The sequence below is a fragment of the Bacillus thermotolerans genome, assembly GCF_000812025.2.
In the GTDB taxonomy this organism is placed as follows: Bacteria; Bacillota; Bacilli; order Bacillales; family Domibacillaceae; genus Quasibacillus; species Quasibacillus thermotolerans.
In genome coordinates this window covers 13662-39336 of record NZ_JWJE02000008.1, presented here as the reverse complement: position 1 = coordinate 39336, position 25675 = coordinate 13662, and the positions used below count along the sequence as shown (strand labels likewise).

Below are 25675 nucleotides of genomic sequence, written 5' to 3'. Positions count from 1 at the left end.
AATGATTCTTTTTTGTTTAAAGCGTATGGTTCAATTAATATTAGTAATCTTTTTAGTTTCAACACTTACTTTTTTGCTTTTAAGGCTGGCTCCAGGGGATCCAGCCTATATATTGCTTACAGCTCATGACGTGCCTGTTTCCGAAGATGCATTGACTGCTTTGCAAAAAGAACTTGGATTGTCAGAATCATTAGGGAGTCAATATATACAGTGGATAAAAGGAGTGGTCACTTGGCAATTTGGAGCATCCTATGTATCGAAAGAGCCTGTGATCGAAGAACTGCTCAGAAGGGTGCCTGCTACCTTGGAGCTGGCAATGTCCGGCTTAGCGGTGGCGGTCATTATCACTCTTATTATAGGAATTTCGACGGCTATTTATGCGAATGGCTGGCTTGATATGACCGGAAGATTGATGGCTCTGCTGGGATCTTCAATCCCTTCCTTTTGGCTTGGCTTCTTGCTTATTTACTTTTTCTCCGTTCAAAATGGATGGCTGCCTTCTATGGGACGCGGCACGCTGCAACATTTAATTTTGCCGGCCACCACTCTTGGGTTGGGAATGGGCACGATCTATGCACGCCTCTTACGTACCAGCATGCTGGAAATGCTAAACCAGCCTTTTATTAAAGCTGCCAAGGCGAGGGGGTTATCTAATAGGCGTATATTGGTATTTCACGTTTTTAAACATGCCTTTTTGCCTGTGATGACTTTGTTAGGGACAAGCTTTGCGTCGATGCTTGGGGGAAGTATTATTGTAGAGTCCATTTTTTCTTGGCCGGGTTTAGGAAAATACATCGTTGAGTCCATCAACATGAGAGACTATCCAGTCATCCAAGGTTACGTCATTTTTACCTCTTTCTTATTTGTATCTATCCATATCGTCGTTGATATGATTTATGCACTGTTAGATCCGAGGTTAAGAGTTCACTAGAGAGGATGATTGAATGAAGAAAACTCCGTATTCATGGGATGCAAGCCTGATTGTGGGGATTAATTTACTAATCATAATCGTTCTTATTGGTCTGTTAGCCCCTTGGATTTCTCCCCACGACCCTTTAAAAGTGAATTTGTCGAACCGGTTCGTATTTCCAAGCTGGACTTATCCATTTGGAACGGATCATTTAGGGCGATGCATTTTATCGCGAATTATTTACGGTATCAGAATAAGTGTGGCTTTTGCCTTTCTTATTATGATAGTTACGTTCATTATCAGCCTTCCCATCGGACTCATAACCGGTTATTGGCGGGCCCGTGCGAACCACTTTTTTATGCGTTTGATTGATGGTACGCTGGCCATACCAGATATTGTGCTTACCATCGCTATTGTCGGGATGCTGGGACCTGGTTTTCTTAATATGATGATCGCCATTATCCTCGTTCGCTGGGCAAGCTACGTTCGGTTCATTCGCAGTCTTGTTTTGAAAATTTGTGAGGAAGATTATATACTATCAGCACGAATGTCTGGGAATACGCATGCGCGTATTATGAGGCGTTATATCCTTCCTGTCACATTTTCACCCCTTGTTATTTTTGGAGCGCTTGATATGGGGAAAATCGTCCTTCTCATGGCGGGGCTTTCTTTTTTGGGGTTGGGTGCTCAGCCTCCAACGCCAGAATGGGGAGCTATGCTGCGTGATGCTACAGCCTATTTTCAAATTGCGCCTCACATGATGGTATTTCCGGGGGTGGCTATCTTGCTTTTCGTTCTGGCTTGTCAATTAATCAGTGATCGGTTTAAAAAGCTGAATGCGGCTGATCTAAAAGAGGTGTAAGATGGTAAAACCTTTATTAAGCATGGAGCATGTAGAGATTTCTCTTGAGAGAGACGGAAAGCTAAGACCGATTGTTCACGATGTAACCTTTCAATTGTATCCCGGTGAGATAGTGACTCTAACAGGAGCAAGCGGGTGTGGAAAAAGCTTAACTGCCCATGCCATTGTCGGATTATTGGAACATGGATGCAGAGTAACGAATGGACACATTTTTTACAGGAAGGAGAATGTCTTGAATTACGATGAAAAGGGCTGGCAAACCCTGCGCCGGGAGGAAATTGCCTTACTCATCCAACACTCATTAAATGGTTTGGACCCGATTCGGACTGTGAAGAAGCAGATGATTGAAACGTTGAATCAAAAGAAGAAGCTGCCGAGAAAAGAGGTTAAGGACATTCTATATTCTCTTTTGCATGAAGTCGGCTTTGACGATCCGGGGCATATCCTATCCTCTTATCCATTTGAATTAAGCGGAGGCATGCGCCAGCGGGTTTTGTTAGCGATGATGATCAGCCTGAACCCCAAGCTGTTGATTGCAGATGAGCCGACGACCGCTCTTGATGCCCTAAATAGGGAAAAGGTATTAACCTTGCTGAAGAAACTGCAACGCGACTTCGGGCTGACGGTTTTGCTTATTTCCCACGATCATGAAAGTGTAAATAAATGTGCCGACCGCATCATTCAGATGGATCAAGGAGGCATCGTTCCCGCATGTTACTTGAATTACGAAATGTGACCAAAGATTACCCGTTAAGACCTAGGAGAACATCATTATTCAAAAAAACGCCGCGTTTTAAAGCGGTTAATCAGGTAGACTTGACGATCAAAAAAGGAGAAATAGTCGGGTTAGTTGGTGAAAGCGGCAGTGGAAAAAGCACCTTGGCGAAATTAATCATGAATATTGAGCCGGTAACGTCCGGGAAAATTTTGTTGAATGGCCAGCCGGTTCATGGAAAAAGGATGAGTGATTTGACATTGTATAAGCAAATGCAATTAGTGCTCCAGGATTCCTCGTCCTCCTTGCATCCAAACATGCGAGTGAAGGAACTGTTAGAAGAGCCGCTTCGCAATTATCTTCGTCAAGAAAAAACAATGCGGGAAGCAACCATCCGAAAGCTGCTTAAGCTGGTGGGACTCTCCCCTCCGTTTTTATCCCGGTATCCGCATCAATTGAGCGGGGGACAGAAGCAGCGTGTATGTATCGCAAAAGCGTTAGCAGTCCAGCCGGACATCATCCTATTTGATGAATCAATTGCCAGCTTGGATCATCCATCTCAAATGGAGATCCTACATATGTTGAAGCACATTCAAAAACAGCAGCAGCTATCTTACTTATTCATTACCCATGACCTTAAATCGGTCCAGCAGCTGTGTGATCGGGTCGCGGTCATGTATCAAGGGGAACTAGTGGAAACTTTCAGCCGCTGGGACCCTGATCAGCTGCGCCATCCTTATTCGCGTTTATTATTCCAGACTCTTAATTAAATACAGGGAACTGCTTATTGGGATGTGTGATTGAGGAGGTGTAATGGGGAGCTTGAGAGGCGGCTGCACTTCTTAACAATTGGATAATACGAGTATTCATTTGCTTTTTAAGCGGATTTTTATTGGAAAAACAAGCAGGAGCATGAGTTTTTCGGTTGCTGCTCATCTGCTTGGGTAAATTATTCAGAATCTATGAAGAAAGTGTGGATATTAAACGAATTGTATATAGACGAGGAAACTAGAAGACAAGGGACAGGGGAAGTACCTCTACATAAAGCCAAAGAGTATGCAATCGAAACAGGTGCTAAAAGCATCAACTTAAGCACAGCGCCGGATAATGATTCTGCCCAGCAGCTATATGAAAAACATGGGTACGTACGGGGTTCGCAATTTTATCATGATGAATTATGTTTGACTTAATCATCATACAATCCTTTCGGTGCAGAAATTGTTGCTGCTCTTGACATTAGCATGCTAGTTCCGGTAATTGGCGCAGTACTTGCTGGAACGGTATTTGGTGAACATACTTCACCGTTATCAGACACAACGATTCTGGCTTCGATTGGAAGCTCCGTGCACCCCATCGATCACATGATGACACAGCTTCCATATGCTGTGTTGTGCAGTCTCGCTTCTATCATCGGCTTCCTTGTTTTAGGGTTTACGAATAATTCCATGATTGGGCTGCTTGTTGCATTAGTCGTAGTGGCCGCTGGAGCATTTATCTTAAAAAATCGAAGTGATAAGCTAGCGGGTGAGCTGCGAATAAATGAAGAGATTGCCAAATAATGAATCCTTTTAAGTTTCTTAGTTCAATAAAAAGATATGAAAAGCCGGTCAGTCTGTGCCGGCTTTTTTAATGTGGTTAAAAACCAGTGTGATCACCCGTAAAAGTACAAAAAAACACCGTGTATTGTGTGGATTTATAGAGACCAATAGTCTACTAAGTAAATAGTAAGTGATAATGAAACTCTTTTTCATTGACTTGTTGTATACGATTGTATACTATTTTAAGAAAGATGGCCGGTATACAATTGTATGCAAAGGAAAGGAGCTCAACTATGAGAAGCGAAAGGCATAGAGGGCACAGGGAAAACAGGGACGAAGAAGGAGATGTTCATCAACAAAGAGATCATCATTCTCGTCGGCGCGGGGCCAAAACATTCCGACGGGGAAGAGCCATCGCATTTTTAGAGAGGATGAATCTTAAACGCTCTACACTAAAGAAGCAATTAGAAACGCCGGAGCTGCAATCCATTCATCCCGTTTTAGTCGGGGAATTAAAAGCCATCGACATGGTCATCAGTGAATTTGTCCAATTATTTGAACTTCATGAGTTTGAGGAAGAGGCAAAAGGCAAGGAAAATGAAGAAAAGGAAGCTTCCTTGTTAGATTCTGAAGATGACCACAACTAATCCGAATGAAGGAGCAAGCCTCATGAAACAGATGAACCATTATATTGATTCCGTTTTTTCTAGCCAAGACCACATTTTAGAGGAAGTGCTTACTTCTATAAGAGAGAACGGCATGCGATCGATCTCGGTATCTCCCTCCTCTGGAAAGCTTCTTACCATGCTTGTATCCATTTCAGGGGCTAAACATGTCCTCGAAATTGGGGCGCTTGGCGGCTATAGCGGCATTTGCCTGGCTAGAGGGTTCGGTGAAGACGGAAAACTGACGTCACTTGAATTAATGGAAAGCTATGCAGAATTAGCATATAGCAATCTATCTAAAGCTGGTTTTGGCAATCAAGTATCCTATATGACTGGGCCCGCTTTAGAAAGCCTTGAACAACTGGTTAACGACAACAAGCAATTTGACTTTTTCTTTATCGATGCAGACAAAGAGAACTATGAAAACTACTTAGACTATTGCATAAAACTAGCGGAAAGCGGAGCTTTAATTGTTTGTGATAACGTACTGGCGAGAGGCACTGTAGCGGGCGAGAGTGCTGAGCCTGCGCAGCATACTGAGTTTATGAAAAAATTTAATGAAACAGTGGCTGAACATCCTCAATTAGAATCTATCCTTATTCCAATTGGTGATGGAATGACCGTTTCAAAAGTGAAATAGCGAAAACTACTAGAAGAAGAGGATCAACCATAGAAATCATTAAGCGGAGGGATAGACATGTTCGTACAAATTCGTAAATGGACAGTGACAGAAGGAAATGCTGATAAGATTATTGAGCGTTTTAAGAAGAAGCCAGGCCAAGGACCTTCGTTAGTTGAGCAGAGAGAAGGCTTTATAGGCCGTGAATTAATGGTGAAAAATGTTCGCCGCGGGGAAGAAGAAGTGCTGATGATGGTTCGCTGGGAGTCGGAAGAGGCTTGGAAAGCATGGGAGAAGAGCCCGGAGCATATCGCAGGACATAAACGCAAAATTAAAGAGCACGGCGGCAAACCGCCACAGCCTGAATATGTGATTGCTATGGAGCATGGCAGTTACACAGTAGTTGAATAAGAGAGCGGAAGCGATAGGGAGAGGTCGAGTTTCACCACTTCATATAATGATTGAGAGCTTTAAATAAGAAACAGGGACTTTATAGCGTGTTCAGTAACGGGCAGCCCGTACAAAATTGGGCTGCCCGTTTTTCATGTCCTCTATGGACAGCCGTGTTTGTTTGGCAGAGTGTAAGAAGGTCATATCCATCAGTTTGCTGAAATATATTGAGTGTGGTTAATCAATCAATCGGGCTTCGAGTGATGAATCCCGCCTTAGGAGAGGATCGGAGATGAAAACACGGGAAAAGCAAATTAAGTTAAATGGACTCACGTTTCGGTATCGAGAGACTGGGGAGCCCGCGGCACCGCCGATTGTGACTCTTCACGCGCTGGGGAAAAATGCAGCGTCATGGGATCAGGCAGCTGCTGTGTTAGGGGGAGAATACCACGTATTGGCTTTGGACCAACGAGGTCACGGTGGGAGTGCGAGAACGGGTACATACACCTTTGAGCTGATGTGCGAGGATGTGCTTCATTTTGCGGATGCGATGAAGCTGGACCGGTTTACGCTCATGGGTCATTCTATGGGAGGAACAGTAGCCTATCTTTTCTCGGAAACTTTTCCTTCAAGGGTAGAGCGGCTGATTGTGGAGGACACACCGCCTCCTTTTTCGGATAAGCCGCTCGACATTCCTCCTCCACCTTCTGGTCCGCTGCTGTTTGATTGGCAGGTGGTGCCTTCGATTTTGCGGCAGCTGAATGAACCTGATTCCAAATGGTGGGCGCGCCTTTCTGACATTACCGTGCCGACTCTGATTATAGGCGGCGGGTCGAGTCATATTCCCCAAAACAAACTGCAGGAAGTCTCAAAGTTGATTCCGAATTGCGAGTTGGTGACGGTAGAGAATGCGGGGCACTTTGTGCATGATGACAATCTGCCAGCCTTCCTAGCTGCTGTAAAACATTTTCTTCCTTCAAAAACCAGGTGATGGAATGACTAAAATATCGATTCGTCCAATGAATCTAGAAGAGGCACAGGAAGTTTCTCAATTTGTTTACGGAGTGTTCGATAAGTTTATAGCTCCTGATTACTCTGATGAAGGGATATGTACCTTTAAGAAAATAAACGAACCGGGTGCTATCGAAAAGCGAAATAGAGAAAATCATTTTGTTTTAATAGCGATGCTGGATAATGTGATGGCCGGGGTCATTGAAATTCGCGATTCCAGGCACATTTCAATGCTTTATGTCGATGGCAAGTATCAAAATCGCGGCATTGCCAAATCCTTATTAACTAGCGCTCTCGATAAAATACGAAAGCAGCATCCGAAGCTGGATGTTATAACCGTTAATTCCTCTCCTTACGCTATAAAGGCTTATGAAAAACTAGGGTTTCAGAGAATCGACGAAGAACAAGTCGTTCAAGGATTAAGGTTTGTGCCTATGAGAAAGTGTTTGTTGAACTAAAGGTTGCATGAAGTTCATATAAAGTACAACTGCCTCTCTCTGATCCGCTACACATTCTTTGTTACATCCACTCTTATATACTCTAGACACCTTTTTACCTGCCTTCTACTGTTTAGTGCAAAAATGTACTGCATCAATTTTCATTGTCCTCTTAAAGAAACTGAAAAGTGATCATATCCTATAAATGTAAGGAAAATATTCAATACAGGTAAGGGGTGTGGAAATTTGATTGAGCTATCTCCGATTGAAATAGGCGGGCACACCTTTTTGGCGGTTACTGTTAAACTTCCTAAAACGACTTTGCTGTCTGTATCCAACGACAAGGGTTATATTATGTGCGGGGCTTTAGATATTGCCTTTTTTAATAAAGAACTAGCCGATCGAAAAGTAATTGCAGCACGGGCAGTAGGGGTTAGAACCATTGATCAACTCTTAAACGCGCCGTTAGAATCCGTAACATACGAAGCAGAAAAATTAGGGATAAACAAAGGAATAACAGGTAGAGACGCATTACTGAAAATGATTTAAAAAACTTGCCTCACGCCTAGCGATGTTAGGCGTGAGGTAATCTTATTCTGCTTTGGCAAACGAATTGTGGAAGAATTTCTTGTTTCACTAACGTGCAGGTGGCAAAATGAAGCTATGACTTTACTGCAGAGGAGAGCATGATGAATATTAGGTTACTAAATAAAGACGAAAACCCGCCTATGGATTTGCTGTTATTAGCCGACCCTTCTCGAAATATGGTTGAAGAGTATGTGAAAAGAGGAGAATGCTATACGGCGGAGAGTGATAACCAGGTGATTGGCGTGTATGTATTGCTTCCGACGAGGCCTGAAACGGTGGAGTTGGTGAACGTAGCCGTTGCAGAACACTATCAAGGCAGGGGGATAGGGAAGCAGTTAGTGATACATGCGGTTCAAACAGCCAAAGGAAAAGGGTACAGAACCATTGAAGTGGGGACTGGCAATTCAAGTATAGGACAGCTTGCGCTCTATCAGAAATGCGGGTTTAGAATAACTGGTGTGGATATCGACTTTTTCATTAGGCATTACCAAGAAGAAATTTTTGAGAATGGCATACAGTGCAGGGATATGATTCGTCTATCTCAGGATTTATAAAAACAAAACATTGAATTCTTGTCTAACAAGCAGTCTAATTTAAGGTTAGACTGTATCTAAAGTAAGCTGAAAGGGGGGAGCAAAATGGAACGAGTAAACGACATCACTTGTGAGAAGAGGACTTATTCTAGAGAGTTTATCTCTCACGAACATGATTTTGGGCAATTTCTTTTTCCATTACAGGGCTCCTTAGATATACAGACGGAGCGGCAAGAGATCAAGCTGGACCCCGATCATTGTTTCTATCTTCCTCCTAAATTAGTTCATCATTACCGGTCCATTGACAGAAATGAATTTTTGATCTTAGATATTCCGATGCACTATTTACCGGAGGATACAAGCAGCATGTACACACAGCTGGATCAACAGTGGGCTTCCATCCGGTATTTGTTGTTGGAAGAGGCGAAAAGCCAGGAAGGCGCAGCTGCCTTAGTAGATTTGACTAGATACATAACGAACAAGCTTCAACATTCTATCGCCCCTTCTATTGACTACATCCATAAACACTTTAGGGAGCCGATCAGATTAGAGACGTTGGCAAGCTTAGAGCATTACCATCCGGCATATTATTCAGCATGGTTTAAGAAAAAAACCGGAAAAAGCCCAAAGGTGTATATATCGGAGCTTCGTTTAAAGGAAGCTAAACATCTATTGCTTTCAACAGGGTGGTCCATGTCGAGAATTAGTGAGGAATTAGGCTTTGAGAATTCGTCTTCATTTACGAGATGGTTTGTTAGATGGGAAGGGACGTCTCCACAAAAATATAGAATCCTTAATAATGGATAAAAGAGATCTTAAACTGGGCAAAGAAAATTTTTAAGAAGTTTTCTATGATCAGTTTGAAGGTTTCTTTTATCTTTTTTATTGAGGTGAACAAAATGAAGGGAACATGGGCTCCTTTTCTCATCCTGCTGGCAGCCGTGCTTTGGGGGACGACGGGTACCACTCAGGCGCTCGCACCCGAAGCCGCGCACCCGATTGCTATTGGTGCTACCCGCTTGGCGGTAGGTGGTCTGTTTTTATTGTGTCTTCTTCTTCTAGTTGGAAAAGTGGATTTTAGAAATTGGCCGCTCAAGACAACCGTATTGGCTTCCTTAAGTATGGCATTGTACCAGCCATTATTTTTCTCCGCGGTCACCATAACAGGGGTGGCCATTGGAACAGTCGTAGCCATCGGCAGTGCCCCTATTTTATCTGGTTTCATGGAATGGGTGTATGTAAAAAAACGCCCGAGTGTCGTTTGGTGGTGTTCTACTTTTCTATCCATCGCAGGCTGTCTCATGCTATTTATGAACAAAGAATCGGCCTATGTAGATCCTGTCGGAATTGTCATGGCATTGGGAGCGGGGTTATCGTTTGCGAGTTATACCCTTGTAAGCAGAGGGCTGGTTGAGACATACTCCTCTTTATCAGTAGTTGCCGTTGTTTTCACTCTTAGCGCCATCTGGTTATCCCCATTTTTGTTTGTGTTTGATATGTCTTGGATCACGAGTCTTCAGGGGATGGGCGTAAGCCTTCACCTTGGGGTCATAGCAACCGGGATCGCCTATTTTCTTTTTTCAAAGGGCCTTACCCATGTTTCTTCCTCCACTGCCGTGACACTTGCGCTGGCAGAGCCATTAACCGCAGCCCTATTAGGGGTTTTCGTATTAGGGGAATCCTTGGGCTTCACTTCCTGGCTAGGCATTTTTCTCTTAATGCTGGGGATCGGAATATTAATCGGGTCGTCCAAAAAACCTGCTGGCCAAAAGGAACTCAAGATGGTTCAGGAATAATGAGCCTTACTTAGATAGGAGATCCTCAATAGGCAGCGCCGGATGGTCCTATAAATCATTGGATGAATATAACGAAGAAACCCAGCTCATCTCCTCACGTGGAGACAGCTGGGTTTCTTTTTGCCTGGGCCGCACATTGCCCAAAACGACACATGTATAAAAGCCGACTCCTTCGTCACTAAGCATGATCAGTTATAAAAAATACTGAATGGTAAGAGGGAAATAAACGCATGATTTTCCAATCTAAGGTACAGACTAGAATATCATAATAGAAGGTGGGGATCCTTTCATGCTGTTTTTTCGGAAAAACAATAAGGAATCAGGTTCTTCCCGACCACCTAATCAACTCCCCCATCAAGGTTCGATAAGCTCCAATTTCATGGATAATGTAGAAGAAGCCCGTTCCCTTTTTTATGATACGCCGGATCTTGTCGTGAGGCATTTAGTCATTCAACAAACAAAGAGCCAAGCAGCGCTCATTTATTTGAGCGGCATCACGGATAGTAAAACTATTTTTAATCATGTATTGAGCCCGCTTATATTTGAGGATATAAGGGTATCACTGGGTCACATAAAGGAAGCGAGTACGTGGCCGCAAATTGAAAGTGCCATTTTAAATGGCGAATCTGTCTTGTTTGTAGATGGACGTACAGAAGCATTCATTTATGATACTTCCTTTTCCTAAAAGATCTATTGAAGAATCACCAGTTGAATCTTCCTTAAAAGGGGCCCATGTCGGGTTTACAGAGACCGGAAGTGAGAACGTAGCGTTAATCCGCAAGCAAATCCACAATCGGGAACTGAAAATAAAGGAAATGACGGTTGGTAAAAGAGGAAAAGCGAAGGTTTCTATCTTGTATCTATCAGATGTGGCGAACCAAGAGGTGCTGAAGGAGCTCGAGGAAAGAATCCAGAAAGTGGATGTTGATAGCGTTTTGGGTGCGGGTGAACTTGCAGAATACATTGAGGATCACCCATACTCTCCTTTTCCGCAGCTATTATTGACAGAACGTCCTGACTTTGCGGCTTCGGAGATTTTACAAGGAAGGATCGTCACCGTGGTCGACCGATCACCTAATGTCATCGTCGGCCCTGCCACGTTTGATTCTTTTTTCAAAACGACAGATGATTACAGCTCGCGCTGGATGGTCGCTTCTTTCCTTCGTCTCATGAGGTATTTCGGTTTTTTGATCGCCATCTTTTTACCAGACATCTACATCGCAACCATTTCCTTTCATGTGGATGTCATTCCTTTAAACCTGTTATTATCCTTAGGCGCATCAAGGGAACGTATTCCTTTTCCCCCTTATATTGAGGCCTTTATTATGGAGCTGACGATAGAAATGCTGAGAGAAGCGGGGGTCCGGCTCCCTGCGAAAATTGGACAAACCGTTGGCATTGTAGGTGGTATTATTATCGGCCAGGCAGCGGTGGAGGCGGGGATTGTCAGTAATATCATGGTCATTGTTGTAGCGTTGACAGCCGTCGCCTCTTTTATTATTCCTAATTATGAAATGGGGTCAGCCGTTCGAATCATCCGCTTTCCGATGATGATCCTTGCTTCGATGTTCGGATTTGTAGGAATTATCGTTGGATTTATGATCTTGCTGGCACAATTCATTTCGCTTAAATCATTAGGAACGCCGTATGGCAGTCCGATCGCTCCTTTACGGTTTCCAGATTGGAAGGACTTATTTATTCGCCTTCCCCAGTGGTCGATCAGAAATCGTCCTTTCAGCACGAGTGCCATGCAAATGAAAAAGGCTAATCCCAACCGTCCAGAAGGGGACAAACGGCGATGAAAAATATAAAGAGTGAAATTACGCTGATGCAATATATTCTTTTGATTCACGGTGTGCAAATGGGGGTTGGCGTATTAACATTGCCTCGTGAATTAGCTGAAAAAGCAGGGACAGATGGCTGGATGGTGCTCATCCTTTCCTGGTTTCTTTCGACAACGGCCAGTTTAATCATCATACAAGTCATGAAGAAGCATCCGGATGGAACGATCCTTGACCTGTTAACCCATTATTTTGGAAAATGGGTAGGAAAGGCCGCTGCCATCATATTTGTCTTGTATTTTGCTGTATTGGCCCATGTTATTTTTGCTAGAGAAGCTCTCTTTATCCAAGCGTGGATTTTACCTTACATCGAGGTATACGTATTAATTTTACTGCTATCGATTCCTAGCTATCTCATTGTTCGAGAAAACATCAAGATCCTGGGCAGGTATGCTGAATTCATTTTTTTCATGACCTTATGGACGCTGATCACTTATTTACTTCCTTTGGAATATGCCGAGTGGCTTCATTTACTTCCTGTTCTTAAGGAGGGATGGATGCTTATTCTTACCTCTGTAAGAGCGGCCATTTTTTCTTTTATCGGTTTTGAAATCGCCTTTTTCCTTTATCCTTTTTTGCAAAAGAAAGAGAAGGCCTCTATCGGAATTGTGGTGGCTAATACACTTTCGCTGATCATGTTTTTGATTATAACTATAGGAGCCTTTGCCTTTTATAGTCCTGACGAAATTACCTTATATAATGAACCGACCATTGAGATGCTGAAGGTAATTGAGTTTCAATTTATCGAACGACTGGAAATTGTGGTTTTTTCCTTTTATTTATTTGTGATATCTACCACCGTCCTGCCATTTATGTTTATCACCGTGTTTTGCACAAGCTGGCTGGCTGGAAAACAAGATCACCGCAGGCATTTAATCTGGTTTTTGCTCATTGAATGTGCCGTTGTGGCGCTATTTCCTCCATCCTTCGATAGAAATACCCTTTTGCAGCAAACAATCGAACAGGCGGGGTTGATCGTGGCGTTTGCCTTTCCTCTATGTTTATGGGCATATGTCTCGCTGCGTGGGCTTTTTAAAAGGAGGGCTATCAAATGAAGCGTTGGACTCTTTCCATTCTTTGCGTTTTTCTTGCTGCCTTCCTGGCAAGCTGTGGACGAAGCGTCCCGCTGGAGGATTTAACGATTTCCTTGATACTTGGTGTGGATCTCGATGATGAGGATCATTTAATCATTTCTCAATCAAGCCCAGTATTTAGTCAAGAAACAAAGAAAAATGTGGAAACGTATCAAGTAAAGGCAAAATCAATACGGGATTCCAGGAAGCATTTCGATGCTTTGGCAACGGGAGAGGTCACTGCCGCGAAGATTCAAGTGCTGTTGATAGGAAAACGAGTGCTCGAACATGAAGGCTGGTTTTCGATCCTGGATACGGTGTATCGCAACCCTGCGTTTTCCATAAATACAAGAGTCATAGTAGTTGATGGGCCTGTATCCGACGTTATTTTTTATGAACCAGATGATAAACCGCAGTTATCTCTGTATTTGAAGGAAGTGATCGATAAAAACATTATGAGATCAAGAACCGTCGTTGACACTCTTCAAATGCTTCATAGGCAAATGTACGAGAAAGGCATGACCCCTTCGATACCCGAAATAAAGAAAGAGAACGATATTGAATTAGTTGGGACAGCATTGTTAGAGGAGAAGGGAAAGTATGTGGACACGCTCAGTATTCAAGACTCGTCACTTTTAATTGTTTTAAGGGATGAAAAAAAGCAAGAATTAACCTTTTCCATTCCGATGACATCGTTAGATATCGAGGAAGGAATCTTCAATAAGAACGAGTTAAGCATTGATGTGAGCCGGGTGAAATCTAAAGTGAAGACGACATACGGCCAGGGTCAATTTCATTTCAACTACGATATTCAAATGACCGTTACGGTGGTAGAACGATTATTTCCCGAAGGTCTTGCGAACAAAGGTGAATTGGAGAAGATGATTGAGCAGGAGTTAACATCCCGGCTTGAGAACCTCATTAAGAACATCCAGAAACATAAAATTGATCCAATCGGGCTCGGCATATATGCGAGAGCTTATCAATATGAACAATATAAAAAAGTCGAAGAGCATTGGGGGGAAGCCCTTGCAGAATCAAGCATTGATGTTTCTCTAGACATAGACATAAAATCAGAGGGAGCTACAAGGTGACGCCTTATAAATGGAACACCCCGACATCGTTAGGTTGAACGAATGACGTCGGGGGTGTTTTTTTATGCCCAAGCCTTTTTTAAAAGCTTCACACCTAACTGAATGTCCTCGCAGGTTAGATTGCTGAATCCGAGTTTAATCATTGCCTCGTCAGGATGATTTTTTATGACATAGAGGGAGGTAGGGTACACTTTCACCCCATACATGGAGGCACGCTTCATCAACCATTCTTCTGAACGATTGAGATGGACCTTCACTAATACGTACAAGCCAGACTGCTCCCCAATAATGGAGATATGTTGATTGAAGTGTTCTTTTAATTCTGAAACCAAGCATTGCATTTTTCGCTTATAAATAAGACGCATCCGTTTTATATGGCGATTCCATTCTCCCTCTTCCATAAATTTAGCCATTGTCAGCTGGCTGGGAAGGGAAGCAGTACTTTCGAAAGGAAGGAATTGATGTTTATAACGGTCTAACAGTGTTGGCGGCAGAACCATATAGCTGAGACGGATCCCCGGAAGAAAGGACTTTGAGAAATTCCCCAAGTAAATAACCCTTGTCGCATCAATGGAAGCAAGTGCTGGAAACGGCTGCTGCGTATAGCGGAATTCACTATCATAGTCGTCTTCGATAATATATCCAAGCCTCTTGTTAGCCCAATGAATCAGCATTTGCCTTTGCTGAATAGACATGCTGACGCCTATTGGACTTTGATGGGAGGGGGTTACATAAATGAGCCTTGAAGTCAGTTGGTTTAATTTCGAAAAGTCAGCACCTGATTCATAGACAGGTAAAGTGTCGAGCGTGAAACGATGAAACTGAAAAGCCTCTCTCGCCCCGTCATAACCTGGATCCTCTACAATGATGCTGGTGAAATCATCCTTCAAAATCTGTCCGAGATGAACCAGCATCTGCTGGGTGCTGCTGCCGATGATCACCGCATGGGGATCTGTTTTCACTCCTCGGGATTGGAGTAAATAGGCAGCGATTTGTTCACGCAAGCACCGTTCACCAAAGGGATCCCCGTACCGAAAGCTGTCCTGCAATGTTAATACTTGATTGGCTATCCTCCTCCAGACTTTCAAGGGAAAATTCCTTTGATCCACGGCTCCTGCCCGGAAATCAATGAAGTCTTGTGTCACCGGCTTTGCTGTCGTTTCCTTGAAAGGAGCTAGCTTATCTTCAAGTAAAAGCGGCTCCAATTCATTGACGAAAAACCCTTTTCGGCCTTCTCCGCGTATATAGCCTTCTGCTGCGAGCTGCTCGTACGCCGTTAATGTCGTGTTTCGGCTTACCTGCAGGGAGTCTGCCAGCTGACGAATGGAGGGCAACGGATCCCCAGCTGGTATGTCACCGCGCTCGATAAATAATTTAAACTGCTCATAAATCTGTTTGTATTTAGGGGCACCTTCCTTAAAGGCAAAAATAGTATTCTTCATTTCATCACCACTGACATGTTTGTTTTTTTATTATTGTACCTTTTTAAATGTCAGTTAGCATCATACAATAGTGCTTAACGAAGGTTATTTTTAGAATTTTCGAACAGAAGCTAGTGGCAATGGCTTAAATAAAGGAGGAGCTAAAATATGTATATCCCTAAGCACTTTCAACTGAATGATGAAGAAATGATTAATGAATTTATTGAGCAGTACAGCTTTGCTACTTTATTTTCTCAGCACAATGGAGAACCGTATGCTACCCATCTTCCGCTCACATTCAATAAAGATGAGCATGCGTTATATGGTCATTTTGCTCGTCCGAATGAGCAGTGGAGGGATACAGGAAACCAGCAGGTTCTTGCCGTTTTCCACGGTCCTCACTGTTATATATCTCCGTCCTGGTATGAAACGTCGATGGCGGTCCCTACATGGAATTATGTTTCCATTCATGTGTATGGAAGACTGGAGAGGATCGAAGACCAGGAAGTCATAGCGGATTCTTTACATGAGATGGTCAATAAATATGAAAAGGCAGATAGCTCATATCAGTTAAATGAGGTAGATGCTAAATTTATGGAAGGAATGACGAAAGCGATCGTCGCATTTAAAATAAACATTACAAAAATCGAGGCGAAAGCCAAGTTAAGCCAGAACCACCCAGTCGAACGGCAAGAGCTGGTAATTCAGCAGCTTGAAAGCTCTTCTGAACAAAATGATTTACAAATCGCCTCTCTCATGAAAAAGAATCTCGAAAAGTCCAGGTAACAAAGGGGGGGTATTAGGTAAACGGCCGCTTAGCGGGTGACATGAAAGCTGGGGCTGTCACTGGACTTGGTCTTTCTGCTATTTTCATAACATATATCCCTGAAATACCTCTAACACCAAACGATGATTCTATAAGGTGTCGTTTGGGCTGGGATACTTTTCGTGGCGGGTCCATAAAGAACAATCAGATTTTTGTTGGCCGGGCTTCTTGAAAAGGGCTGTTCATTTCGTAATAAAATTGGAGTATATGGAGATATATTTAATCGCAATTGTCCATCACTGCTGACCAGCTGACTGTCAAAATAATCTGCTTTGACATTCCGAGGAGGATAATCCTTTACCACGACAAGCGCAGGATATTGTGGCGGGTATATAAGAATAGCAGGAGCATCCCCATCATAATAGCCTATTACACGATCTCCTATAGACACCGCAGTATGGTCTACAAAGTAGGTTGTAGGTGAAATGACGAAATTGACGATCCCGCCTGACCCGTTCTCAACGGTCATCAATTTATAGCAGCCTTCTCCTTCACCATTTGGGCCGATATAAACATCACTAATCATTGTGACTGTTCCCTGAAAAGAACGAAAGGTTACCATGCTTGATCCCTCCAATGCTTTAGGAAAGGTGACTGACCTGCCTCCACTAAAGCTACTCTATGTACAATATGTAGGTGAACACCTATATGACTATGTGAATGCCTATACAACTAATACATTCCATATTTATCGTGTGATTCAGCTTAAAGTTGGTATACTTTAAATGATAAGGCCAAGAATATGTATTTTAATAAAAGGAGTGTGTTCATGATGGTTGGAGTAGAAATTGATATGGTTGTGAAAGATAGTTTAAAAGCATTAGACATGTACGAAAAACTATTTGATATTGAGCGTGTGGAGGTTTCAAACTTGCCCCGCGGTGAAAATGAGGCGGTTTTTACCCTGTACGGCGTTCGTTTTCATATGTTAGATGAAAACCCGGAGTTCCACCTGATAGCCCCGAATCCTGACGATCCTAAAACGATCTGGGTGAATGTGACTGTTCCGGATATTAAGGAGACGTACACAAAGGCGATGGATTTAGGCTGTACGGAGGTGCAGCCGGTGACGGAGCTTCCTGATTACGGAGTATCGAACGCCATATTCATGGATCCATTCGGGTATATATGGATGCTGCATCAAGTACATAAAGTGGTTAGCCATGAAGAACGTATACAGCTTTGGGAGGAAAAAAAGAAAGATTAACCACCGGTATATGAATATACCACTTCATTTCTAAATGAAGTGATGGTAACGACCATAGAAGTAAGTGAAAGGGAGGGAAAAGGATGATTGTTTGGAAGGATGAACATCTCACCCTTTTTCGCAGTGCGCTATATGAGACCATTTCTTCGGTCATTGTCACGACAGACTGTGTCATTGTGGTGGACCCTTGCTGGCTCCCGCATGAAGTGGAAGAAATCAAGCGGTATGTGGAAGAGGTAAAAGGGAGCCGGCCGCTTTACTTGCTATTTACACATTCAGATTATGACCATATTATCGGCTATCGAGCCTTTCCAGAAGCGAGGGTGATCGCAAGCCATGCTTTTGATAAAAAGTCTCCCAAAGATAAGGCGGACATTATCGAACAAATTAAGGCGTTCGATGACGGCTATTATGTCACAAGAAACTATGATATTGTGTATCCGGAAGTTGATCATTCCATAGAAGGAGAAGAAGTCCGTTTTTCAATCGGGCATACAACCTTAACGTTCTTTCAAGCACCCGGGCATAATGATGACGGAATCCTGACAGTTATTGAGCCTCTGGGCATTCTGATAGCTGGAGATTATTTCTCTGATATTGAATTTCCGTATATTTATTTCAGCAGCTATGAATATGAAAAAACGCTCTTAAAACTGGATGATATTTTACAGCAATACCCTATTCAATTATTGGTAACAGGTCATGGGATTCCAACCCGGGACTATGCGGAAATGAAGAAAAGGCAGCAGGCTTCACTGGATTATATTCATAAGATGCGAACGTTCATTCAAGAAGACAACCAAGAGGCGATCAACCAGCTGATTGACGGCTGCAGGTTTCCAAGAAACATGAAGAAGTTCCACGAGAACAATCAATTGCTATTTAAATCAGAGTTACATCGTGTTTTAGAGGGAGAGACAAATAAATAAAGCTGATAAAAGTGGCTACGCTTCGGTGGATAGCCGCTTTTTATTTAGGAATGATTCGAGCATTTCCAGGGTGTAGGGGTGTATAAAAGGTCTCTTGTTAAGAGGTTAAGAGAGAGGCCAAAATCGTTAAAGATTTTTTCTTCCGTTATTTTTATTACATAGCATTAATAAATTGCTGCTTCTTAATAGAGGTAACGTTGAAGCAAGAAACAGAGACAGCATTCAACATTCAGCGTGGAGTTATCAGATTCACTTTCGCAAAAGGCCGGGGTTTTCAAGGGAGGGGGTTAGTTCAACAGCGCCAATAGGGTGTTTCGTTCTAAAATGATAGAAAAATTAGAAAAAATTATTTACTTTATCTGAAACAGATGTTACGATGTTTTCAGATGTAGTAATAATTATTACTAATTTAAATAAAGAAGTTATTTTTATTACAAAAATAATTTTACTTTTTTACTCTTCTTGAAACCGCTATCACAATTTAAAATGAATTCATTGGAAGGAGTGCTTGTTGTTGAACTATACAGCACCGCTTTTATCAGAGAAAACAATTGAACGGGCGAGAAATTTGAATACTACACTGATTTCAGACGCATTGGGATGCACCGGATCCATGCATTATACGGTAAAACCAGTAGCTCCTAGCATGAAGGTCGTTGGAACCGCTTTAACGGTGGACTTAAGGGCCGGGGACAACCTTTTCTTGCATCAGGGTATTTATTGTGGCAGTGAAGGATACGTTCTTGTAGCAGATGGAAAGGGGCACACGGAAAATGCATACCTTGGAGAATTAATGGCTGGAGCGGCCAAAGCAATGGGACTTGAAGGAATTGTAATTGACGGCTTTGTTCGGGATAAAGAAATGCTTGGTGAAATTGGCTTACCGATTTTTGCAAAAGGATTTATTCCGAATGGACCATTTAAAGACGGCCCCGGGGCTATTAATATACCTATTTCCTGTGCGGGAGTAACCGTTCACCCGGGAGATCTAATCATTGGGGATGAAGATGGTGTCGTTGTCGTTCCTAGAGATAAAGTTGAGGAAGTGCTGGATAAAGCAGAAAACAAATTTGAATATGAAGAAAAGCGTCTCCAGACAATTGCAAATTACGAAGAAAAACGTAAGCAGGGAAGTGCAAATGGAATCGACATTGCCCCGCCATGGCTGGAAGAGAAAATAAAGGAATTCGGGTTTTAAGAGGGAAGGAGAAGAAACTATGCATTTAGGGTTTATTGGATTCGGGGAAGCCGCATTTGAATTGGCATCAGGATTAAACTCACAAGGGCTTAAAAAAATGACAGCGTACGATCCGCTATGGAATGTACCTGCCTACAGCGAATTATTACTAAATCGCTCCACAACAGCGGGTGTGAAGCTCGTTCAAACACAGGAAGAGGCTTTACAGGGGGTAGATGCGGTGATCGTTGCCGTGCCTGCAGACAAGGCACTTGAAGTAAGCAGCCGGTTAAAACCCTGCTTACAAAAGGGCAGTGTATATATTGATGTATCCGCCTCAACCCCGGAGGTAAAGAAAAAGGCTGCCGCCAGCATTCACGAAAAAGGTGGAAAGTTTGTTGATGCAGCTATGATGGGGCCGCTTCCGGTATATAAACATGAAGTCCCTATTTTAGCAAGTGGTGACGGAGCGGATACCTTTATAGACATCATGCAGCCATTTGGTATGAACATCAGTAAAGTGAGTGATGTGCCAGGAGAAGCAACAGCTGTTAAATTAATTCGGAGTATCTATATGAAGGGTGTGGTCGGCCTTTATGTCGAACTGCTGGAAGCGGCATACGAATTTAATGTGGAGAAACTGGTCATTGATTCCCTTAGCGAAACAATAAATGGCCGTACATTTGAGGAAACAATGAACCGGCTTGTTACAGGAACCGCTCTTCACGCAGTTAGACGATCTGTAGAGCTGGGCGGCTCTATTGAAATGCTTGCTTCCGTAAATATTGATTCCTCTATGTCAAAAGCAGCGAAAGAAAAAATTGAAAAGCTTGCTTCTTTAAATTTAAAAGATAAATTCAAGGGAGAGAAACCCGAACACTGGCTTCAAGTAATTGAAGCTTTTAAGGTAACAAACTAAGCATACAAGGTGAATAATTACGGCTGCCGGCGATGCCGGTGCCGTATACCGCAATAAAGATTACTCGAAAAGAGGTGCATTATGGGGATTGGAATTTGGGCGTTACTTGTATTTATCGGAATCATTGTCTTCTTTAATCTTGTTTTAAAAAGAAATATTGCTGAAGCCATGCTGGCGGGCTTTATTGTAACCGCTTTATTTGGTGGAGCTGGAGCACCTGAATTAATGTGGAATGGATTAGTTTTTGCAGCTACTAACGACGTGTTATATGCTTCAGTAGCCTTTGTATTTATGGCATATGTTATTGATAAGACAGCGGTTATTGCCAGCCTGATAAAGATTCTTAACTCTCTTCTTGGGCGTCTTCCAGGTGGAGCAGCATATGTTGACACGATCGCATCCGGTGTAATGGGCACACTTGCCGGTTCTAACTCAGGAAACACCGCAACGACAGGATCAATCACGGCGCCATGGATGGTACGTTCTAATTTCAGCAAAGAATTATCTGCTACAGTCGTTGCCGGAAATGGCGGTCTCGGTGCTGCACTGCCTCCGAGTGCATCGATGTTTATCATGCTCGGTTTCGCGCCAGTCGCGGCAGTTGTGTCAGAGGGTGATTTATATGTCGCATTGTTTATAGCCGGTGCTTACCAGATTATTTATAGAATCTTTTTAATTATGTATTTTGTCAAAAGAGATAAGATAAAAGCCGTTTCTCCAGACTTTATACAGCCATTGAAAGAATCTTTACGTACAGGCTGGACATCAACGTTAATTTTCTTAGGTGCCCTGATTCCTATAGTCATGACGATCGGACCGCTTGCTGAAACCTTTGCAGCAAACCCATCTATAGGAGAAAGCGCGCTTGACAGTATTTCATTAATCACCTGGATTCCGATTTTAATTATTCTTATAAGCATCATGGTCGGCTGGGCACACCTTCCAAAAACAAAGTCAGACTGGTCTGCGTTTTTAAATAATTCTATTCCGCGCTTTTCAACAATAGGTGCCTTGCTTGTATTCGCTTATGCGTCAAGCCAAGTACTAACGGATTTAGGACTTGCAGAAGACTTAACAGCTCTTATGGGTTCAATAGCGATTTCTAAATGGCTGATGATCATACTTGTAGGCTTGCTTGTTGCCCTTGTAGCCGGACCATTGTCTTCAACTGCCACCTTAACAGCGATTGGTCTGGTTGCTTTTACAGCGATGGTGTCTGCTGGAGTGGATCCTTTGCTTGCAGTCGTTGCGATTCTTGTATTTGCTTCAACAGAAGGAGCTTCTCCACCGGCATCCGGCTCCATTTTTATTGCAGCGTCTCTAGCGGGAGCTCAAGCTGAAAAAACATTCATGCCTCTAATCGTATATTATGTCGTTCCAATTCTATTAATCGGTTATTTAATTGCCATGGGCATTCTTCCGGTTCCAATGTAAAAGGAAAGGAGTAGAAATGATGAGAAATATAATTGCAGCATTGTTTAAAACGTGTCTCGTCTTGTTTTTATTAGGAGGTACATGCCTCGTCTTCGGGCAATTGGGCGGTTTGCTTCTTCAAAACGGTGAAATGGTTGTAAAAACATGGGATATTTTTGCTGATCCAACTTTTACTATTAGTGCTGTGGCTGGGATACTAGGTTTTATTTTAGGCTATTTCCCTAAAGAGAAAGCGAACGGGGCTGATTTGTATTCTTCAGATGAATTTAGTGAGAAGATAGAAAATGTGCGCTGATAAATAGCTTTAAGCAGACAGTCCAGCTGGACGAGTCTGCTTTTTCTTTTTCTCATACGGCAGAAAGGATACAGGAAAGAATATACTCTTTACGTGTATTACTCTATATGAAGGAATTTTTACAAATAAAGGCTAAGGTGATATTATTTCTTTAAAGGTAAAAGGTGAAAAATTTACGACGTCTATGTCTAATAGTTGGAGAGATAAAATGGAAAATCCAATCATTAAGCTGCAAGAAAAAATTTCAGAATTGACGGAAACACAAAAGAGAGTAGCAGATTATATTATTAAACATCCGCTTGATGTTGCTTTTTTGACAGTAGATCAATTGGCGGGTATTGTGGGTACAAGTACAACAACCATTATGCGTTTAACCTTTAGCCTCGGTTACACAGGGTACACAGAATTTCAAAAAGGGCTCCAGGAGATATTACGCAATCGTGCTGCCCCGCATACAAGACTCGAAGCCAATATAAAAGAGATGGGTGAGAATAATTTATGGGGGAGGTATGCAGAAAGCCAGATCAGCAGCATTCAGGATACGATGGATATGATATCGCCTGAAGTACTGGAGCAGACTATGGATAAAATTGTCTCCGCTGAACGTATTATCTGCACAAGTGTTAGGAGCGGTCTGCCTGTAGCACAGTATTTAACACACGGGCTTAACCGGCTTTTGGGAAATACGCAGCTAATCCTCGCTGATGTAAGTGACTGGGTGGATACTATTGTGAATATGTCATCAAATGATTTAGTTATTGCTATAAGTTTTCCACGGTACGCAAGGAGGATTGTTGACTTTACGGAAATAGCAAGGGGGAACGGGGTACAGGTTATTTCTATGACCGATAGCTACTCGTCGCCTCTTATGAAGCATTCTGACTTAATTTTACCTTGCAATTCAAGCAGTATAGCTTTTCACAATTCAGCCGTATCCGCTATGTTTGTTGCCGATTATTTAATCAGTGCTATTGCTATCAACTACCCAGAGAAAACGAAGGAACGTCTTGATAAAGTAAATGAGATTTTAACGAATATGAATTATCATTTCTTAAGCGAATAGTCCTTAATGAAGATGCGATATTACTTAGTTATAAAAACGAGTAATATTGCATTTTTTTATTAAGTTTAGCTGAGAACAACTCTTTTTAAATCTTGTGAAAGGTGAACCCTAATGGCAGAGAGAAGAGAGTTTATATTTGTACAATAAAAGAAGAACACCAGACATTATCTGGTGTTCCCGTGCTTGATCATTTATACACTCTCATGGGCAGCGAGGTTAAGGACTGTCCCGTAGCGGAAGCCGTTAAGTTCTCTTCTAATTCAAACCCTTCCACTGGTTCAATATGAGAAAACTTTTGCAGGAATGTCTCGAGCGCAATTTTCATCTCTAATCGTGCAAGAGGGGCGCCTAGACAGAAGTGAGGGCCATTTCCGAAGGTTAAATGCTTTTTATTGTTGGCGCGATGAATGTCTAAAGAAAAAGGGTTGTCAAACATGTCCTCGTCCATATTGCATGCGCTCATCCATGCAACGACGACATCTCCTTTTTTTAATTCAACGCCCAGCAAGGAGTTGTCCTGCTTCACCGTGCGATCCCTTCTAGACATATGAAAACGATACCGAAGCATTTCTTCTACGGCATTTGGCACTAATTCTCGATTACTTCTTAGCTCACCGTATAAGGGCTCATCATCATAAAGCAAGGAATAGAACGTATTGGCGATCGCATGGCTCGTTGTTTCGACGCCTGCACCTAAAAGCATCATCGTAGCCATCACAATCTCCTCATCCGTAAACCTCTCACCATCTACTTCCGCTCGGATTAAATCAGAGATCACATCATCAGAAGGATTGGCCCGTTTTTGGACGACAATCGGATAAAGATATTGGAAATATTCCTTTGCCGCCTGTTGCTTTTGCAGCTCAATGTCTTCCAGCTTGTCTCGATCGTAAGGCTGAAAAAGAATATCCACCCATTTTTTAAACTGGTTCCGGTCTTGGATCGGCACGCCAAATAAATCAGCGATCACGAGGCTAGGTAGAGGGGCGGCCAGCGCTTCAACAATATTCACATCACCGTTTTCTTGGATGTCTTTCACCAGTTCGGCGGCAATCTGTCGAATGCGGGGCTCCCAGTTTTTCAAGCTGCGCGGGGTAAAAGCAGCTGCTAACAAGGAGCGGCCTTTCCTATGTTGAGGCGGGTCCGTAAGGGTAAGGTTGATTAAGGAAGAACTGCTGTCATTGCTGTTAGCCCCCACAAAAATGGCCGATCTTGGTCCTTCGCTTGAGAAGTATTCATAGTTGCTTAGCACTTGTTTAACGTCTTCGTATTTAAATACATTCCACGTATTGGTTTTTTCATGATAATAAACAGGATGATCGTGAAGCATTTCTTTGAACCAATCAATAGGAAAAAATTCTTCGGCACGTGATTGGAAATTAGGAATTTCATTAATAGGAATGACTTCTTTAGGCATGTATTCTTCTTCCTCCTTCAAAGTGAATAGACAAAAAACGTACGGCACAAATGCGAGAGGGTTCCTTAAGGTTTCATACTTACATGTCTATTGCTTAATTACAAACTACTCTAATTAGAGTAGTTTTTAAAGAGCAAATAGTAACGAAGTCATTATTTACTTTTTAGGCAAATTTACAGAGAGCAGGACATGGAGCCTGCTAATGAGTGATAGGCCGCTTTAAAAGAGGGGATGATTCCAAGACGTGGGGCAGTATGGGGAAGGGGAGTGTGATAAAATAAAAAGGTTGAAAGAACGGATTACCAGAAAGGAGAAATCCTCTTGTCTCTTTCATTATTCATATTAGGAAGTTTAGCTGAGGAAAATAGTCATCCCTATAAATTAAAGAAGGTTTTACTTGATACGATCCCTATAGATAAAATGAGTGAGGGGAAATTTTATTATAATTTTGAGGCCCTGCAGAAGAAAGGGCTCATTGAGCCGGTTGAAACCATTCAAATAGAAAAGCGCCCGAACAAAACCCTATACAGGATTACCGAGGATGGAAGGCAATTTCTTGAACAAGAGATTTACAACAGCTTTAAGAGAGTGTCAAAGGTGGAGGATCTATACATCTCTATTTATTTGTTGAAGTATGCGGATCCTGTGAAAGCCGCTTTTTGCCTAGAAGGTGCTATTCAACAAGAAAAGAGGCGCTGGGCAGCATATAGAGAGGCTAGAAATAATGAGGAGCTCATGAAACAATTTCGATTGTTAGATGAAAAACAACAAAACGCAGTGGAGTTTATTAGCGAGCATGCATTTAGCCAATCAGACCACAACATTCGCTGGATGGAAAAGCTCTTAGCTTTTTTAAAGAAGATCGATGACTAACTCATTAAGACCGGTCCAAATGAACGGCACGCCCCTGGCACC

At 42.5% G+C, this 25675-nt stretch carries 27 protein-coding genes and 3 pseudogenes; 27 read left to right on the top strand and 3 right to left on the bottom strand.

Annotation, left to right across the window (positions count from 1 at the left end; all coding sequences use genetic code 11):
• The first annotated feature begins 1 nt into the window (after nt 1).
• From nikB to QY97_RS05005, 18 genes and pseudogenes are all read left to right on the top strand, one after another.
• Entirely contained in the window at nt 2–931 is a 930-nt protein-coding gene (gene nikB / locus QY97_RS05085) for a nickel ABC transporter permease (RefSeq protein WP_039235302.1), read from the top strand.
• Nucleotides 932–944: 13 nt separating this feature from the next.
• Nucleotides 945–1772 carry an ABC transporter permease gene (locus QY97_RS05080; RefSeq protein ID WP_039235300.1) on the top strand — a complete coding sequence of 276 codons (828 nt, stop codon included), beginning with the start codon at nt 945–947 and terminating at the stop codon, nt 1770–1772.
• A gap of 1 nt (nt 1773) precedes the next feature.
• Nucleotides 1774–2508: an ATP-binding cassette domain-containing protein gene (locus tag QY97_RS05075; protein ID WP_039235298.1), complete on the top strand. Its 735-nt coding sequence runs from the start codon at nt 1774–1776 to the stop codon at nt 2506–2508.
• Nucleotides 2484–3257 carry an ABC transporter ATP-binding protein gene (locus tag QY97_RS05070; protein ID WP_039235296.1) on the top strand — a complete coding sequence of 258 codons (774 nt, stop codon included), beginning with the start codon at nt 2484–2486 and terminating at the stop codon, nt 3255–3257. Before QY97_RS05075 ends, QY97_RS05070 begins: the two co-directional genes overlap by 25 nt.
• Nucleotides 3258–3401: 144 nt before the next feature.
• A pseudogene (locus QY97_RS19805) lies at nt 3402–3677 on the top strand (GNAT family N-acetyltransferase); the annotation flags it as partial.
• Nucleotides 3678–3701: 24 nt separating this feature from the next.
• A pseudogene (locus tag QY97_RS05065) lies at nt 3702–4046 on the top strand (Na+/H+ antiporter NhaC family protein); the annotation flags it as partial.
• A gap of 272 nt (nt 4047–4318) precedes the next feature.
• The gene (locus tag QY97_RS05060) at nt 4319–4672 is read left to right on the top strand and encodes a hypothetical protein (protein WP_039235292.1); all 354 of its coding nucleotides are present in this window, start codon (nt 4319–4321) and stop codon (nt 4670–4672) included.
• Between the two features lie 22 nt (nt 4673–4694).
• Nucleotides 4695–5330, top strand: a complete 636-nt coding sequence (locus QY97_RS05055; protein WP_039235290.1) for an O-methyltransferase — start codon at nt 4695–4697, stop codon at nt 5328–5330.
• Between the two features lie 57 nt (nt 5331–5387).
• On the top strand, nt 5388–5720 hold the full coding sequence (locus QY97_RS05050; protein WP_039235287.1) for an antibiotic biosynthesis monooxygenase family protein: 333 nt from the start codon (nt 5388–5390) through the stop codon (nt 5718–5720).
• A gap of 271 nt (nt 5721–5991) precedes the next feature.
• Nucleotides 5992–6690, top strand: coding sequence for an alpha/beta fold hydrolase (locus QY97_RS05045; RefSeq protein ID WP_039235283.1), 699 nt, complete (start codon nt 5992–5994; stop codon nt 6688–6690).
• Nucleotides 6691–6694: 4 nt separating this feature from the next.
• Entirely contained in the window at nt 6695–7168 is a 474-nt protein-coding gene (locus tag QY97_RS05040; protein WP_052728924.1) for a GNAT family N-acetyltransferase, read from the top strand.
• Nucleotides 7169–7393: 225 nt separating this feature from the next.
• Nucleotides 7394–7696 carry a YunC family protein gene (locus QY97_RS05035; RefSeq protein WP_039235280.1) on the top strand — a complete coding sequence of 101 codons (303 nt, stop codon included), beginning with the start codon at nt 7394–7396 and terminating at the stop codon, nt 7694–7696.
• A 140-nt stretch (nt 7697–7836) separates the two neighbouring features.
• The gene (locus tag QY97_RS05030; RefSeq protein ID WP_039235277.1) at nt 7837–8289 is read left to right on the top strand and encodes a GNAT family N-acetyltransferase; all 453 of its coding nucleotides are present in this window, start codon (nt 7837–7839) and stop codon (nt 8287–8289) included.
• An 84-nt stretch (nt 8290–8373) separates the two neighbouring features.
• On the top strand, nt 8374–9075 hold the full coding sequence (locus QY97_RS05025; protein ID WP_039235274.1) for a helix-turn-helix transcriptional regulator: 702 nt from the start codon (nt 8374–8376) through the stop codon (nt 9073–9075).
• Nucleotides 9076–9167: 92 nt separating this feature from the next.
• On the top strand, nt 9168–10064 hold the full coding sequence (locus QY97_RS05020) for an EamA family transporter (RefSeq protein ID WP_039235523.1): 897 nt from the start codon (nt 9168–9170) through the stop codon (nt 10062–10064).
• 289 nt (nt 10065–10353) lie between these two features.
• Nucleotides 10354–11866, top strand: a pseudogene (locus tag QY97_RS05015) (spore germination protein).
• Nucleotides 11863–12960: a GerAB/ArcD/ProY family transporter gene (locus QY97_RS05010; protein ID WP_039235271.1), complete on the top strand. Its 1098-nt coding sequence runs from the start codon at nt 11863–11865 to the stop codon at nt 12958–12960. The pseudogene QY97_RS05015 and the gene QY97_RS05010 overlap by 4 nt, the downstream one beginning before the upstream one ends.
• Nucleotides 12957–14072, top strand: a complete 1116-nt coding sequence (locus tag QY97_RS05005) for a Ger(x)C family spore germination protein (protein WP_039235260.1) — start codon at nt 12957–12959, stop codon at nt 14070–14072. Before QY97_RS05010 ends, QY97_RS05005 begins: the two co-directional genes overlap by 4 nt.
• Before the next feature lie 62 nt (nt 14073–14134).
• On the opposite strand, the gene pdxR is transcribed toward QY97_RS05005, so the two are convergent.
• Nucleotides 14135–15514, bottom strand: a complete 1380-nt coding sequence (gene pdxR, locus QY97_RS05000) for a MocR-like pyridoxine biosynthesis transcription factor PdxR (protein WP_039235257.1) — start codon at nt 15512–15514, stop codon at nt 14135–14137.
• A 147-nt stretch (nt 15515–15661) separates the two neighbouring features.
• Between pdxR and QY97_RS04995 the strand changes: the two genes are divergently transcribed.
• Nucleotides 15662–16279 (top strand): FMN-binding negative transcriptional regulator, encoded by a 618-nt coding sequence (locus tag QY97_RS04995; protein ID WP_039235254.1) that lies wholly within the window; start codon nt 15662–15664, stop codon nt 16277–16279.
• A 110-nt stretch (nt 16280–16389) separates the two neighbouring features.
• Here QY97_RS04995 and QY97_RS04990 read toward each other — a convergent pair whose 3' ends face one another.
• Nucleotides 16390–16881 carry a hypothetical protein gene (locus QY97_RS04990; protein WP_039235251.1) on the bottom strand — a complete coding sequence of 164 codons (492 nt, stop codon included), beginning with the start codon at nt 16879–16881 and terminating at the stop codon, nt 16390–16392.
• A 210-nt stretch (nt 16882–17091) separates the two neighbouring features.
• On the opposite strand from QY97_RS04990, the gene QY97_RS04985 reads away from it, so the two are divergent.
• The 7 genes from QY97_RS04985 to QY97_RS04955 all read left to right on the top strand — a co-directional run bounded on the left by QY97_RS04985 (nt 17092) and on the right by QY97_RS04955 (nt 23343).
• On the top strand, nt 17092–17526 hold the full coding sequence (locus QY97_RS04985; RefSeq protein WP_039235521.1) for a VOC family protein: 435 nt from the start codon (nt 17092–17094) through the stop codon (nt 17524–17526).
• Between the two features lie 83 nt (nt 17527–17609).
• A complete protein-coding gene (locus QY97_RS04980; RefSeq protein WP_039235242.1) occupies nt 17610–18455 on the top strand; it encodes an MBL fold metallo-hydrolase in 846 nt (281 codons plus the stop codon).
• 514 nt (nt 18456–18969) lie between these two features.
• Nucleotides 18970–19653: an S-adenosylmethionine--2-demethylmenaquinone methyltransferase gene (locus QY97_RS04975; protein WP_039235238.1), complete on the top strand. Its 684-nt coding sequence runs from the start codon at nt 18970–18972 to the stop codon at nt 19651–19653.
• A 19-nt stretch (nt 19654–19672) separates the two neighbouring features.
• Nucleotides 19673–20551 carry a DUF1932 domain-containing protein gene (locus QY97_RS04970; protein ID WP_039235235.1) on the top strand — a complete coding sequence of 293 codons (879 nt, stop codon included), beginning with the start codon at nt 19673–19675 and terminating at the stop codon, nt 20549–20551.
• 81 nt (nt 20552–20632) lie between these two features.
• A complete protein-coding gene (locus tag QY97_RS04965) occupies nt 20633–21985 on the top strand; it encodes a TRAP transporter large permease subunit (protein ID WP_039235233.1) in 1353 nt (450 codons plus the stop codon).
• A 19-nt stretch (nt 21986–22004) separates the two neighbouring features.
• Nucleotides 22005–22280, top strand: a complete 276-nt coding sequence (locus QY97_RS04960) for a hypothetical protein (protein WP_046128677.1) — start codon at nt 22005–22007, stop codon at nt 22278–22280.
• Nucleotides 22281–22488: 208 nt separating this feature from the next.
• On the top strand, nt 22489–23343 hold the full coding sequence (locus QY97_RS04955; protein ID WP_039235232.1) for a MurR/RpiR family transcriptional regulator: 855 nt from the start codon (nt 22489–22491) through the stop codon (nt 23341–23343).
• A gap of 187 nt (nt 23344–23530) precedes the next feature.
• On the opposite strand, the gene QY97_RS04950 is transcribed toward QY97_RS04955, so the two are convergent.
• Nucleotides 23531–24760 carry a cytochrome P450 gene (locus QY97_RS04950; protein ID WP_039235229.1) on the bottom strand — a complete coding sequence of 410 codons (1230 nt, stop codon included), beginning with the start codon at nt 24758–24760 and terminating at the stop codon, nt 23531–23533.
• Between the two features lie 321 nt (nt 24761–25081).
• Here QY97_RS04950 and QY97_RS04945 point away from each other — a divergent pair, with 321 nt between their 5' ends.
• Nucleotides 25082–25633: a PadR family transcriptional regulator gene (locus tag QY97_RS04945; protein WP_039235225.1), complete on the top strand. Its 552-nt coding sequence runs from the start codon at nt 25082–25084 to the stop codon at nt 25631–25633.
• The last annotated feature ends 42 nt before the right edge of the window (nt 25634–25675 follow it).

What these genes read in the sequence shown, in the direction of transcription:
- nikB (WP_039235302.1), top strand. Translation starts at nt 2, where the DNA reads ATGATTCTTTTTTGTTTAAAGCGTATGGTTCAATTAATATTAGTAATC.
- QY97_RS05080 (WP_039235300.1), top strand. Translation starts at nt 945, where the DNA reads ATGAAGAAAACTCCGTATTCATGGGATGCAAGCCTGATTGTGGGGATT.
- QY97_RS05075 (WP_039235298.1), top strand. Translation starts at nt 1,774, where the DNA reads ATGGTAAAACCTTTATTAAGCATGGAGCATGTAGAGATTTCTCTTGAG.
- QY97_RS05070 (WP_039235296.1), top strand. Translation starts at nt 2,484, where the DNA reads ATGTTACTTGAATTACGAAATGTGACCAAAGATTACCCGTTAAGACCT.
- QY97_RS05060 (WP_039235292.1), top strand. Translation starts at nt 4,319, where the DNA reads ATGAGAAGCGAAAGGCATAGAGGGCACAGGGAAAACAGGGACGAAGAA.
- QY97_RS05055 (WP_039235290.1), top strand. Translation starts at nt 4,695, where the DNA reads ATGAAACAGATGAACCATTATATTGATTCCGTTTTTTCTAGCCAAGAC.
- QY97_RS05050 (WP_039235287.1), top strand. Translation starts at nt 5,388, where the DNA reads ATGTTCGTACAAATTCGTAAATGGACAGTGACAGAAGGAAATGCTGAT.
- QY97_RS05045 (WP_039235283.1), top strand. Translation starts at nt 5,992, where the DNA reads ATGAAAACACGGGAAAAGCAAATTAAGTTAAATGGACTCACGTTTCGG.
- QY97_RS05040 (WP_052728924.1), top strand. Translation starts at nt 6,695, where the DNA reads ATGACTAAAATATCGATTCGTCCAATGAATCTAGAAGAGGCACAGGAA.
- QY97_RS05030 (WP_039235277.1), top strand. Translation starts at nt 7,837, where the DNA reads ATGAATATTAGGTTACTAAATAAAGACGAAAACCCGCCTATGGATTTG.
- QY97_RS05025 (WP_039235274.1), top strand. Translation starts at nt 8,374, where the DNA reads ATGGAACGAGTAAACGACATCACTTGTGAGAAGAGGACTTATTCTAGA.
- QY97_RS05020 (WP_039235523.1), top strand. Translation starts at nt 9,168, where the DNA reads ATGAAGGGAACATGGGCTCCTTTTCTCATCCTGCTGGCAGCCGTGCTT.
- QY97_RS05010 (WP_039235271.1), top strand. Translation starts at nt 11,863, where the DNA reads ATGAAAAATATAAAGAGTGAAATTACGCTGATGCAATATATTCTTTTG.
- QY97_RS05005 (WP_039235260.1), top strand. Translation starts at nt 12,957, where the DNA reads ATGAAGCGTTGGACTCTTTCCATTCTTTGCGTTTTTCTTGCTGCCTTC.
- pdxR (WP_039235257.1), bottom strand. Translation starts at nt 15,514, where the DNA reads ATGAAGAATACTATTTTTGCCTTTAAGGAAGGTGCCCCTAAATACAAA.
- QY97_RS04995 (WP_039235254.1), top strand. Translation starts at nt 15,662, where the DNA reads ATGTATATCCCTAAGCACTTTCAACTGAATGATGAAGAAATGATTAAT.
- QY97_RS04990 (WP_039235251.1), bottom strand. Translation starts at nt 16,881, where the DNA reads ATGGTAACCTTTCGTTCTTTTCAGGGAACAGTCACAATGATTAGTGAT.
- QY97_RS04985 (WP_039235521.1), top strand. Translation starts at nt 17,092, where the DNA reads ATGGTTGGAGTAGAAATTGATATGGTTGTGAAAGATAGTTTAAAAGCA.
- QY97_RS04980 (WP_039235242.1), top strand. Translation starts at nt 17,610, where the DNA reads ATGATTGTTTGGAAGGATGAACATCTCACCCTTTTTCGCAGTGCGCTA.
- QY97_RS04970 (WP_039235235.1), top strand. Translation starts at nt 19,673, where the DNA reads ATGCATTTAGGGTTTATTGGATTCGGGGAAGCCGCATTTGAATTGGCA.
- QY97_RS04965 (WP_039235233.1), top strand. Translation starts at nt 20,633, where the DNA reads ATGGGGATTGGAATTTGGGCGTTACTTGTATTTATCGGAATCATTGTC.
- QY97_RS04960 (WP_046128677.1), top strand. Translation starts at nt 22,005, where the DNA reads ATGAGAAATATAATTGCAGCATTGTTTAAAACGTGTCTCGTCTTGTTT.
- QY97_RS04955 (WP_039235232.1), top strand. Translation starts at nt 22,489, where the DNA reads ATGGAAAATCCAATCATTAAGCTGCAAGAAAAAATTTCAGAATTGACG.
- QY97_RS04950 (WP_039235229.1), bottom strand. Translation starts at nt 24,760, where the DNA reads ATGCCTAAAGAAGTCATTCCTATTAATGAAATTCCTAATTTCCAATCA.